Annotated in this window: 11 protein-coding genes; 6 read left to right on the forward strand and 5 right to left on the reverse strand. The window is 56.2% G+C overall.

What is annotated here, in order from left to right:
* Positions 1-6: 6 nt before the first annotated feature.
* The 4 genes from ACR0KN_RS05035 to ACR0KN_RS05050 all read right to left on the reverse strand — a co-directional run bounded on the left by ACR0KN_RS05035 (position 7) and on the right by ACR0KN_RS05050 (position 4,588).
* On the reverse strand, positions 7-1,161 hold the full coding sequence (locus ACR0KN_RS05035) for a carbohydrate ABC transporter permease (protein WP_480651854.1): 1,155 nt from the start codon (positions 1,159-1,161) through the stop codon (positions 7-9).
* A 1-nt stretch (position 1,162) separates the two neighbouring features.
* Entirely contained in the window at positions 1,163-2,185 is a 1,023-nt protein-coding gene (locus ACR0KN_RS05040) for a carbohydrate ABC transporter permease (RefSeq protein ID WP_480651856.1), read from the reverse strand.
* 66 nt (positions 2,186-2,251) lie between these two features.
* Positions 2,252-3,463: an ABC transporter substrate-binding protein gene (locus ACR0KN_RS05045; RefSeq protein WP_480536426.1), complete on the reverse strand. Its 1,212-nt coding sequence runs from the start codon at positions 3,461-3,463 to the stop codon at positions 2,252-2,254.
* Positions 3,464-3,511: 48 nt separating this feature from the next.
* On the reverse strand, positions 3,512-4,588 hold the full coding sequence (locus tag ACR0KN_RS05050) for an ABC transporter ATP-binding protein (protein WP_480651858.1): 1,077 nt from the start codon (positions 4,586-4,588) through the stop codon (positions 3,512-3,514).
* A gap of 152 nt (positions 4,589-4,740) precedes the next feature.
* On the opposite strand from ACR0KN_RS05050, the gene ACR0KN_RS05055 reads away from it, so the two are divergent.
* Together ACR0KN_RS05055 and ACR0KN_RS05060 are read left to right on the forward strand one after the other, a co-directional pair.
* Positions 4,741-5,754, forward strand: coding sequence for a nuclear transport factor 2 family protein (locus tag ACR0KN_RS05055; protein ID WP_480651860.1), 1,014 nt, complete (start codon positions 4,741-4,743; stop codon positions 5,752-5,754).
* Positions 5,751-6,620 (forward strand): amidohydrolase family protein, encoded by an 870-nt coding sequence (locus tag ACR0KN_RS05060; protein ID WP_480651862.1) that lies wholly within the window; start codon positions 5,751-5,753, stop codon positions 6,618-6,620. Before ACR0KN_RS05055 ends, ACR0KN_RS05060 begins: the two co-directional genes overlap by 4 nt.
* 296 nt (positions 6,621-6,916) lie before the next feature.
* On the opposite strand, the gene ACR0KN_RS05065 is transcribed toward ACR0KN_RS05060, so the two are convergent.
* Positions 6,917-7,597 (reverse strand): FGGY family carbohydrate kinase, encoded by a 681-nt coding sequence (locus ACR0KN_RS05065; RefSeq protein ID WP_480651864.1) that lies wholly within the window; start codon positions 7,595-7,597, stop codon positions 6,917-6,919.
* A 282-nt stretch (positions 7,598-7,879) separates the two neighbouring features.
* On the opposite strand from ACR0KN_RS05065, the gene ACR0KN_RS05070 reads away from it, so the two are divergent.
* From ACR0KN_RS05070 to ACR0KN_RS05085, 4 genes are all read left to right on the forward strand, one after another.
* Positions 7,880-8,905, forward strand: a complete 1,026-nt coding sequence (locus tag ACR0KN_RS05070; RefSeq protein ID WP_480651866.1) for a LacI family DNA-binding transcriptional regulator — start codon at positions 7,880-7,882, stop codon at positions 8,903-8,905.
* 94 nt (positions 8,906-8,999) lie between these two features.
* Complete coding sequence (locus ACR0KN_RS05075; protein WP_170775169.1) at positions 9,000-10,304, forward strand: ABC transporter substrate-binding protein; 1,305 nt, start codon at positions 9,000-9,002, stop codon at positions 10,302-10,304.
* A 107-nt stretch (positions 10,305-10,411) separates the two neighbouring features.
* Positions 10,412-11,278: a carbohydrate ABC transporter permease gene (locus tag ACR0KN_RS05080; RefSeq protein WP_010443327.1), complete on the forward strand. Its 867-nt coding sequence runs from the start codon at positions 10,412-10,414 to the stop codon at positions 11,276-11,278.
* A gap of 12 nt (positions 11,279-11,290) precedes the next feature.
* Positions 11,291-12,121 (forward strand): carbohydrate ABC transporter permease, encoded by an 831-nt coding sequence (locus ACR0KN_RS05085; protein ID WP_480651869.1) that lies wholly within the window; start codon positions 11,291-11,293, stop codon positions 12,119-12,121.
* The last annotated feature ends 1 nt before the right edge of the window (position 12,122 follow it).

Here is a 12,122-nt window from a genome sequence, read left to right on the forward strand (position 1 = left end):
TGCTCATCAGCCTTTCACCGCCCCTGCTGTCAGACCGCTGACGATCTGGCGCTGGAAGATCAGAACAAGGAAGATCAGCGGCGCGGTGATGGACACGGCGGCAGCCACGGCGACGACCTGGTCGGTCGTTGTCGTCTCGCGGTTGAACATGCCGACGATGGCGGGAACCATGGTCTGGTTCTGTGCGTCCAACAACAGCGCTGTGACCAGAAAATCGTTATACGCCAGCAGGAAGCTGAACAGACCAGTGGTGATAACCCCGGGCCACATCACCGGCATGATGACACGGCGAAAGGCCTGGAAGTGGCTGCACCCATCCACGCGGGCTGCCTCGTCCAGTTCGGCCGGGATGTTTTGAAAGAACGAACGCAGCATCCAGATGGTGAATGGCTGGTTGATGGCGACGAGCACAGCAATCACCGCAAAGGGTTTGCCGTAGAGCGTCGGGGCATTCTCCCCCAAGATAGGGGCCAACCATTCAGCCGAATTGATGAAGACCGGCAGATAGCCTGCCACAAGCACCGAATGTGGCAATGCGCGAAAGACCAGTGCGACAATCAGTATCCAGAACGCCAGGGTCGAGCCCGAGCGCGCCAAACCGTATCCTGCGAGCGTGCCTACGGTCAGAGACACCGTCACTACGCCAGTCGTCACAATCAGCGAGTTTTTGAAGTTGCTCGAAAAGCCCCGGTCGATCCAGACGGTCTTGTAATGTTCCGTCGTTAGGCCAAGTACATCCCGTCCGAAAGGGCCAAAGAGCGGATTCAACACGTTCAGGATGGCAGGCAGGATGACGAAGAAGGCCAACAGGAAGCCCACCAACAAGGCCAGCACGCCGATCAGCCAACCAAACCACTCTTGCCCGGGTTTGGTGTAAGACTTCACCATTGAAGGTAGTGTCCTGGTAGCCGCGAGGATCGTACCCCAGATCAAACCAATTCCCAGAATGATATCCAGCAGCGAAAGGCCTTTGCCGCCCCCCAGCGTCGCAGGACCAAAGATCACGTTCAACGCATTGCTGTCGAAGGCATCGACCGGTGACTTGAAGCTCATCACAACGATCCAGAAGATCGGGAAGGCTGCGATCAGGCACCAGATTGCCAGAAAAACGTTCGAGGTCAGCCGCAGGCTAAGGGGCTGGCGAAGCGCGCGCGAGGACATATTAATGACCTCCTTTGTGATCGCGCCACGTGCGGCGCAGAGGCAAGATAAGAAGGATGACAACACCGATCATGGTCAGCATCGAGTTGGCCGAGGCCCGGCTGATCGACCGGTTGCCCGCCTGATCCGGGGTCAGATAGTCGAATGTCAGCCATTGCAATGAGATGACGTAGCCCTGACTTGAGAAACCAACGATCTCTTCGAAGACGCGGTAGCTGTCCATCAAGTGGATCATCGCCACAAAGATGATCAAGGGCATCAGATGCGGAATGACGATGTACTTCAGCCGCTGCCAACGGGTTGCCCCGTCTATTACAGCACTTTCCAGGCTGTCCTGATTGACCGTTTGCAGACCGGCATAGAAGATGATCGCCGCGAAGGGGGCCACGTGCCAGACACGGTACAGCATCATCAGAACCTCGATGGTCCACGCCTGCGCGAATAGGGCGATATCGCGGTTCAGCCACCATTCCATCATTGCGGTCAGGATGCCGTCGCCGCGGAACAGCCAATTGATCGACAGCACACCAATCACCGGTGTGATGATGAACGGCAGCAACGAGATAAAGATCACCGGCCCCCGGATCGACCGCGCCGCATTGTTGATCAGAATTGCAATTCCAAGGCCACACCCAACGACCAGCGGTAGAGTGATCAAAGTGAACGTCAGCGTGAACCGCAGGGCCTTCCAGAAGTTGATCGTCGAAAGCACATGCCAACTGCCATCGCTTATGGCGCGCCATGCCCGTTCGGGCTCCAGAACGTTACGGTAGCTTTGCAGTCCGACATATTGGGTTTGCGTAATAATCTCACCATGCTCATCCAGCATTGGCTGCGACACTTGCTCGGTCACACAAGTCTGCGTCAGGAAACCAGGCGTGCAAGTTTCCTTTTCAACTGTCTCATAGATCGGTTGGGTAACGTAGAAGCTTTGCTTAAACACGCTGACCAGCGGAAACGCGATGAAGAGAAGCATCATAAGGACAGAGGGGCCAACAAAGGCGGCAAATGTCCGGAAATTCATGGCTCTGCCTTTCTCATGGTTCTCAAGGAAAATGGCGGGAGGGCCGCAGCCCTCCCGCAGGAAGGTTTAGTTGCTGATCAGACCAGCTTCTTTCGCTGCGGTGATGTAATCTGCCTCGATATCGGCCAGCGTGGTCTGCGCATCCTTGGCGCCAGTCAGGTAATCGGCCAGACCGTTACCCAGAGCGGTATGCATGATGCCCATCGGGCCAGATGCCGGGTAGGCCTTTGCACCCCCTTCAGCGGAAGCTGCAGCACCCGCTGCCAAAGCACCTGCTGAATAGGCCGGGCTCAACCAAACGGCGACATCATTGTTGGCGCTGACCATGTCGCTGTCCATGCCCTCGAGTGCTACGCGGAAGGCCGCATCCGCCTCTTCGTCGCTCATGTTCGAGGCCAAAACGATACCGTCCCACCAGACGGTGGTTGCGGGAACAGCCGAACCCATCGGTGCTGCGGCCATGGTAACCTTGCCAACGACCTGGCTTTCGGCCTCATCGTTCATCGCGGCTGCACGGCTGGCCCACAGGTTCGCCATGGCGATCTTGCCTTGCTGGAACTGCTGCTGAACATAGGTCGAGTCTGAGACCAGATATTCTGGATCCATGTACTCGGTCATGGCTTTAAGGGTCTCAAGCGCCGCAACGCCCTGCTCATTGTTGATCGCGGGCATGTTGCCATCGCCAAAGAACGCCCCGCCCTCACCGAGATACATGTTGACGAATTCCTGTCCGAGGTTCCAACCGGTCTTGAAAGTCCCACCGATCGGATAATCCATCACTCCGGCTTCTTTGATCTTGGCGGCGGCAGCCAGAACGTCACCATATGTTTTGGGCTCTTCGATGCCCAGCTCCGCCAGAACATCGTCGCGATACATCAGGTGCTGAGCATTTACCATCATCGCAATGGCCATGGTTTTGCCGTCCACCTTGATCAACTGGTTGGGCAGCAAATCCTGGCCGTACTTCTCGACCAGATCGTCCAGTGGGCGGATCGTGCCCGCGTTTAGCAATGGTACCAGTGTCGCATTGGACACCCCACCGATTTGATACAGCGCGGGATCGGCAGCAAAAGCTTCCGGTTGTTTCTCGCGGAATTCCTGGTCAAGCGAGGCGCTGAAATTGCCGCATTCAGCCATCGCATCGGTGACCGCTTTCCAGGCTTCAAACCCGGCGGACAACGATTTCAGCGGTACTTCGTTTTCAAAGGCACAATCAGCCCACGCGCCAGCTGCGGCGATGGACATGGCACCTGCCATAAGGATCGTCTTGAGTTTCATGCGTTTCTCCCTGTCAGGATCGGTCCGTCGTCGACGTCCGGACCGGTGTTAAGCCCGTTTGGGCTGTTCGTGGGGTTGTTGCTCCCCGATCCGCGCACCGCTTTCAGCTTCAAAGAGGTGACAGATTTCTGTCGGCACCGAGAACGAGACCGGCTCGCCAATCTCGGCGCGAAAAGCTTTGTCTGCTTTGACCGACACCAGAGCGCCCCCGACTCGGACTGAGATCATGGTGGCGTCGCCCAGCAATTCCAGCGTGTAGATCGGTGCGGTGATCTGGCCCTGCCCTGTTGCAAGGCTGGCATCCTCTGCTCGGAAGCCCAGAGTCATAGGCCCGTCCGGTGCATCGACAGGAATTTCGACATGTTCGGCGCGGAACACGCCACCCGAAACCTCGCCATCCATCAAATTCATCGCAGGTGAACCGATGAAACTGGCCACGAAAGTATTCGCTGGACGGTCATAGATTTCGGTCGGGCTGCCGACCTGCTGCACCACACCCTGCTTCATCACCACGACACGGTCGGCCAGCGTCATGGCTTCGATCTGGTCATGGGTCACGTAGATGGTGGTCACCGCCAGCTCGTGGCTGAGGTTCTTAATCTGCGCCCGCGTCGAAACCCGAAGCTTGGCATCCAGGTTCGATAGCGGCTCATCCATCAAGAACACGTTCGGCTCGCGCACGATGGCACGGGCGAGTGCCACACGTTGCCTCTGACCACCCGACAATTCGGCAGGCTTCCGGTGCAAGAAATCGTCCAGTTCGACCATCGCGCTGGCACGGCGCACCTTGTCGTCATGCGTCGAGGGGTCGATGCCGCGCACTTTTAGCGGGAAACGGATGTTTTCATAGACGTTCATGTTCGGATAGAGCGCGTAACTCTGGAACACCATCGCCACGTCGCGGTCTTTGGGTTCAAGGTCGTTGACCACCTTGCCGTCGACCAGGATTTCACCCTCGGTCACGTCCTCGAGACCGGCAATCATGCGCATCGTGGTGGTCTTGCCGCAGCCTGAGGGGCCGAGCAGCACCAGAAACTCGCGATCCGCAATCGTCAGGTCGAAATTGTGAACCCCAACGAATGAGCCCCATCGTTTGCCGACGTTCCGCAATTGAATTTCCGCCATGGTGCCCCCTGCAAGGAATCATTTTGCATACGTTTGCAAAACTGTAATTCGCATATATCAAATCAGGCAAGACTTTTTTGCATACGTATGCAAAACTGCCGTTGATATCCGACTCACTCTGGCCTCGCGCCTCTCGTAAAACCCTGATTACAATGGTAAACACCGTGAACTTTCAGACAGAAAAAAAACTGGTCTCCGCGTTTCACACCGCCCTGGATTCCGCGACAGAACAAGAATCCCCCAAGGTGATGAGCCAATTCTGCGCCCAAGAACTGAAGTGGCGCGGCTTTCATCCATTCAACGAAGTCAACGGCGCCGAACAGGTTGCCCTACAATTCTGGCAGCCGCTAAAGTTCAGCCTTACCCACATGCAAAACCGTGTGGATATCTTGTTTGCGGGGCAAAACTCGTTGCGTGACGAGGTTGGCGTCTGGGTCGTGTCCATGGGGCATTTGATTGGGCTGTTCGACCGACCGTGGTTGGGTATTCGCCCAACCGGTAAATTGGCATTCCTACGATATTGCGCGTTCCACAAAGTCGCCGGTGACAGGATTGTCGAAACAGCAATGTACTTCGATATACCTCACCTTATGGTGCAAGCCGGACAGAACCCGTTTCCGCCACAAACAGCGGCGCATTTGGTGCAACCTGGACCAATGCCCCATGACGGCCTGCTATTGAACGAACAACCCGTGCAAGAAGGCAAGAAGACGCTGGCGGTCATCAATGCGATGATCTCGGATCTTGGCCAATGGGACAGTGGGGTGTCGCTTGAGGATGAATTAGCCCGAACCTGGCATCAGGACATGATCTGGTGGGGACCCGAGGGGATCGGCGCGACCTACACGATAGAACGCTATGCCAAGCAACATTCTGGACCGTTCCGTGCGGCTTTCAAAGATCGATCAAAGACCGAACATGTCTGCCGACTGGCCGAAGGGCATTATGGCGGCTTCTTCGGCTGGCCCAACTTCACGGCTACTCCGTCGGGAGGGTTTATGGGTATGCCTGCCACTGATAAACCCGGCGAGTTTAGGGTAATCGACATCTATCGCCGCGCTGGTGACAAACTGGCCGAAAACTGGATCTTCATCGACTTGCTCCACTTCTGGAATAGGCAAGAAGTTGATATTCTGGCACGCACCACAGGGATCGAAACACCATGAAGATAGATGCGCATCACCACCTGTGGGATCTCTCTGCAGTGAACTACCCCTGGCTCATGGAGAAAGGCATCGTTCGTTTTTTTGGCGACCCGACTTCCATCCAGCGGGACTATTTGCTGCCGGAATTTCGCGCAGATGCCGAGGCCATGGGCTTCGCCGCTTCGGTACACATTCAGGTCGGTGCTGCTGACCCCTGGGCCGAAGCTCAATGGGTGCAATCCGTGGCGGATCAGTTCCCTGACTGGCCGTTGGCGCAAGTGGCTTTCTGCGATCTGACCTCTAATGATCTGGAAGAACACCTCGACCGTCTTCAAACCCTGCCTTCGGTGCGCGGCGTTCGTCAGATTATTGGCCGTGCCCCAGGCGAAGATACCTCAACTGGCACGAACTCACTGCTTAAAGACCCAATGTTCTTGGCAGGTCTGAAACAACTGGGTACTCGCGGCCTTTCCTTTGACCTTCAACTCCTGCCCGAACTAATGGGTCAAGCTGCAGATGTTCTTGCGCAAGCTCCGGAAACCCGGATAGCCCTATGCCACGCAGGTTCACCACACGACCGGACACCACAAGGTTTACGAAAGTGGGCAGATGAATTGACAGCATTGTCGAGCCTGCCGCAGGTTTATTGCAAACTCTCCGGCCTCGGAATGTTCGATCACAACTGGAGCGCTGAAAGTGTCGCGCCTATCGTTTCAAACTGCTTGTCCCAGTTTGGCGCCGATCGCTGCATGTTCGGATCAAACTTCCCGGTCGATAGCCTCGCTTCAACTTACAAGGAGGTTGTTTCCCGGCACCAGGAACTCATTCCGAGCTCAATCCAAGAAGACGTGTTCCATGGCACATCAAAACGCTTCTATCGCATTTGATAGCGAAGAAGCACACAAGCCAACGGTCTTTGGCTCCATTTCAAATAACTGCTTTGCAGTCGCGGCGAAAGGCAGCTTCCCGCCCAATCCCGCGCAAGTCGTATGTCCGGCGAGCTCCCTAACGTCCAAAAAGTCAAAAGTAGAAAAGTGAGGCACAATACTGGACTCAAACCAATTTCCGAACACTACCCATTGACCCCATTTCCTTTATTTTGTTAACTTTCAATATGTTGACAAAAAATCCTACCACCCCAGCCATGATTTTCCCTATATGTGTTGTCCGGTATGAATCGCGACTAGTCCAGTTGGAAAAGCGTGCACATAGCGTTCGGGGTTGGGCTTGTACTTACGATCCGCCACGAACAACTGGCCCGGCGTCCCAAGGGAGATGAAGCCCCGTCCCGGTTCCGTCGCACAAGAGATATCGCCCCAATCGCCGCATCCCCTCCTCCGGCTATAACGGGCACGCCAGGCTTCAACCCGGTCGCTTCTGCAGCTTGTGACGTCACAGTCCCAACAACACTGTGGCCGTCAAACACTTGCGGCAGCCAGTCGAGCGCCACACCAGTGGCTACCGCGATCCCGTTATGCCATTTGCGCGATGCCTGATCGAGCCACATTGTTGCCGCGGCATCGGACGTATCAGTTGCCAGCTCACCATGCAGGCGTAGACCGATGTACTCCTTGGGTAGCGGGATATGGGCAAGCTGAGCATAGTGACTGGGTTCATACCGTTTCAGCCATGCAATTTTGGGGGCGGTAAAACTGGGCAACGGAAGAACACCCGTGATATGACCAATCTGCGGCAGCGCTACACGCAGTTCATCGCATTTGATAGCGGCCCAGCTGCCATTCCACAGCATTGCCGGGCGGATTGGGCACAGCTTACGGTCCAGCAAAACGGCCCCGTGCATCTGTCCGGACAAACCGATGGCCTTCGTCTCTGACAGTGGGATTTGCTCTGCAAGCTGCTTCAACGCGTCACGCGTCTCCTGCTACCAAAGGTCTGGGTGCTGCTTTGACCAACCGGGTTGTGGCGAGGACGTCTCGATCCCTGCAGAATATATCGCAAGAATACGATCAGTATCCGCGCAGACAAACTTGACCGCCGACGTTCTGATATCAATCCCGAGATGCATTTTAAACCTCGACCTGCACAAACGTCCGGAACTTGTCTGACCCTTGATTTTTTATCGCGCGTAAAGAATATGTAAAAATAGGATAAGATCAAGACGGCTATGATCCGCAGGCAGACTGGCATGACCAAGATTAAGAATATGGAAGAGTTCGCGGCCCTCAGCGGCATCTCGCGGCCCACGGTATCCAAATACTTCCACGATCCCGACAGCGTTCGCCCAACGACAAGGGCGCGTATCGAAGAGGCGCTCGAACGGTTTGACTATCGCCCGAATATCTATGCTGTGAACCAGAATCGGAAGCTGACCAAGAATATCGGCATCGTCGTGCCCTATCTGGCCGATCCGTTCTTTGCCGAAATCGCGCGCTATCTGGAGCAAAGCTGTATTGCGGCAGGCTATCGCCCTTCCCTCTTTAGCGCCCACGGAGAACAAAAGCTGGAAAACGAAATTCTGGATGGGCTGCAATCCATGAAGCCCGCCGGAGTTTTGTTGGCACCCCTGGGCCGGATTTCAGACCGATCGGCGATCGAGAAGTTCTGCGCCAACGTACCGACTGTTCTGTTTGACAGTAACCTTGATGGGCTGGGTGCCGCGTTTATCGGATCGGACAATTTCAGCTTTGTGTCTCAGACCGTTGAATACATGACCCGGACGGGCGAGCCTCCATCATTCTTTGAAATGCGCACACCTGCGAACCCAAACGCCAACAAACGAAGGAAGGCTTATGTCGCCATGATGGAGCGCCTCAGGTTCGAGCCGCATATCATCAAAGTCGACGGGAAAGGATGGGCTTTCGAAGAGATTGGGCACAGAGGCGCGCTGAAAGTTCTTGAAGAGCGTGAATTGAGAACGAACTCCGTTCTGTGCAGCAATGACCGGCTGGCTATTGGCTTTCTTGCGGCCTGCTATGAACAGGGGATTCGGGTCGGTCGGAAGGATGGCTGCACGCTGCGCGTGGCCTCAAATGACGATCATCCGTTCGCAAAGTTTACCTGCCCTTCTCTCACAACAGCCGCACACGACTATGACAACGTGGCCAGCCGAAGCGTCGAGACTTTGTTCGAACTTATTGAAAACGGTGGGAAATTTGAAACACGAACTGAGACACTTTTCCCCGCTCGACTTGTTTTAAGGGACTCTGCGTAGGTTATAATCTTAACGCGCGTAAAGTTTTTATTGACTGCGCGACAACTTTCACTCTACGCTCCCTGCACGACATCCAAGCTCAGGGAGGACAGGGATGTATCTGAAGCACGCACTTCGCGCGGCGACTGCATTGACATTCGTCGCCACGGCAGCAGCCCACGCGCAATCCATCACGATCGCCACAGTGAATAATGGTGACATGATCCGGATGCAGGGCTACACCGACAAATTTACTGAAGCGACCGGCATTGATGTTGAGTGGGTGACACTGGAGGAAAACGTGCTGCGTCAGCGCGTCACCACCGACATCACCACCAAAGGCGGTCAGTTCGATATCATGACCATTGGTATGTACGAGACACCGATCTGGGGGGCGAATGGTTGGTTGGTGCCGCTGGATGGTATGTCTGCTGAATATGATGTGGACGACATCTTGCCTGCCATGCGCAACGGACTCAGCAATGACGGCACGCTCTATGCCGCCCCGTTCTATGGCGAAAGCTCGATGGTAATGTATCGTACCGACCTGATGGAAAAGGCCGGGCTTGAGATGCCCGACGCGCCTACATGGCAGTTCATCCGCGAAGCCGCTGCGGCGATGACTGACCGGGACAACGACATCAACGGTATCTGCCTGCGCGGTAAAGCTGGTTGGGGCGAAGGTGGTGCCTTCATCACGGTGACCGGGAATTCCTTTGGCGCCCGTTGGTTCGACGAAGATTGGAAGCCGCAGTTCGATCAGCCTCAGTGGAAAGAGGCTCTGACCTTCTTTGTCGATATGATGAACGAGTCAGGCCCTGCTGGGTATGCAACCAACGGCTTCAACGAAAACCTGTCGCTGTTCCAGCAGGGCAAGTGCGGCATGTGGATTGACGCCACCGTTGCGGCGTCCTTCGTGACGAACCCGGACGACTCGACCGTGGCCGATCAGGTTGGCTTTGCGCTGGCACCGAACTCTGAAGGTGTCGACAAACGCGCCAATTGGCTCTGGGCTTGGGCTCTAGCCATCCCTGCGGGCACGCAGCAAGAAGATGCAGCCAAGCAGTTCATCGAATGGGCCACATCCAAGGATTACATCGAACTGGTAGCCGAGAACGAAGGCTGGGCCAATGTGCCTCCGGGCGCGCGAACTTCGCTGTATGAGAACCCCGAATACCAGAAGGTTCCGTTCGCCCAGAAAACGCTGGATTCGATCCTTGCAGCCGACCCGGATAACTGCTGCGCGCAACCAACACCCTATGTTGGCATCCAGTTCGTCGCGATCCCGGAATTTGCAGGTATCGCCACGCAGGTAAGCCAGGAGTTCTCGGCAGTCTATGCCGGACAGCAATCCGTGGATGAAGCGCTGGCCAAAGCGCAGGCCTTCACCGCAGAAGAAATGGAAGCCGCAGGTTACTGAGGCATCCCTCCCCGCGGGCGGGCAGAGTTCTGCCCCCCGCTCCGCCCTTCCACAACTCGCGTTTTTCTCGCAGGCTGGGATACGCCTGAACAGAGAGGGTTTGCGTTATGGCTACTCAACATTCCCGATCCGTTGCTCGCCTGATGATGGCACCTGCAGTGGTCCTGCTACTTGGCTGGATGCTCGTGCCGCTGACGATGACGCTGTATTTTTCCTTCAAGAAATACCTACCGCTGCGCGGTGGGGATCTGGGCTGGGTCGGGTTCGACAACTATGTCCGGTTCGTCTCGTCCAGCTCCTTCTGGCCCGCTGTGCAGGCGACGCTGGTGATCGTAGGCGGTGTGCTGGTGATCACAGTGGTGCTGGGCATCCTTCTGGCGATGCTGCTGGACCAGCCCATGTGGGGTCAGGGTGTTGTCCGCATCCTCGTGATCGCACCCTTCTTCGTCATGCCGACGGTTTCTGCGCTGGTCTGGAAGAATATGTTCATGGACCCAGTCAATGGCTTGCTGGCCCATCTATGGCGCTTTTTCGGGGCCGAGCCAATCTCATGGCTCTCCGAGGCGTCGATGACGTCGATCATCATGATCGTCTCATGGCAGTGGCTGCCCTTCGCGACGCTGATCCTGCTGACCGCAATTCAGTCGCTGGACAGTGAGCAACTGGAAGCAGCCGAAATGGATGGTGCCCCGGTGCTGAAGCGGTTCTATCACATCGTTCTGCCGCACCTCAGCCGCGCGATAACCATCGTGATCCTGATCCAGACGATCTTTCTTCTGTCGATCTTCGCCGAGATCTTCGTGACCACCGGCGGTGCATTCGGCACCCGCACCCTCACCTACCTGATCTTCCAGCGCGTGTTGGAAAGCCAGAATGTCGGCCTTGGATCAGCCGGAGGTGTCTACGCCATCATCCTTGCCAACATCGTCGCCATCTTTCTGATGCGCATCGTCGGCAAAAACCTGGACGCGTGAGGAGGAACGACCATGGCCCGCACCGTCACATCCCGTCGTAAATCGCTGAACACCGCCCTTGCCTGGGCCGTTGGTCTGCTGATCTTTTTCCCGATCCTCTGGACGATCCTGACCAGCTTCAAAACCGAAGCGCAGGCCATCGCAAGCCCGCCGCTGTTTCTGAACTTCGATTGGACGCTAGAGAACTATGCCATCGTACAGGAACGTTCCGACTACATGCGGTTCCTGTGGAATTCGGTGATCATCGCAGGTGGATCAACCATTCTTGGCGTGATCATCGCGGTCCCTGCAGCCTGGGCGATGGCTTTCGTCCCGTCCAAGCGGACCAAGGACATCCTGCTGTGGATGCTGTCCACCAAGATGCTACCTGCAGTGGGCGTGCTGTACCCGATCTATCTGCTGTTCATCCGGTTGGGTCTACTGGACACGCGCGGGGGGCTGGTCGTGGTGCTGATGCTGATCAACCTGCCGATCATCGTCTGGATGCTTTACACCTATTTCCGCGAAATTCCCGGTGAGATTCTGGAGGCCGCCCGGATGGATGGTGCCACGCTGAAAGAGGAAATCCTCTATGTGCTGACGCCGATGGCCGTGCCCGGCATCGCCTCGACGGTTTTGCTGAACTTTATCCTTGCATGGAATGAGGCGTTTTGGACGCTCAACCTGACGGCCGTTGACGCGGCCCCGCTGACCGCCTTCATCGCCAGCTATTCCAGCCCCGAAGGCCTGTTCTTCGCCAAGCTCAGCGCGGCATCGACCATGGCGATTGCACCAATCCTCATCCTTGGCTGGTTCAGCCAGAAACAACTTGTCCGCGGCCTGACTTTCGGCGCTGTGAAATAAG

Source organism: Ruegeria sp. AP7, assembly GCF_056539905.1.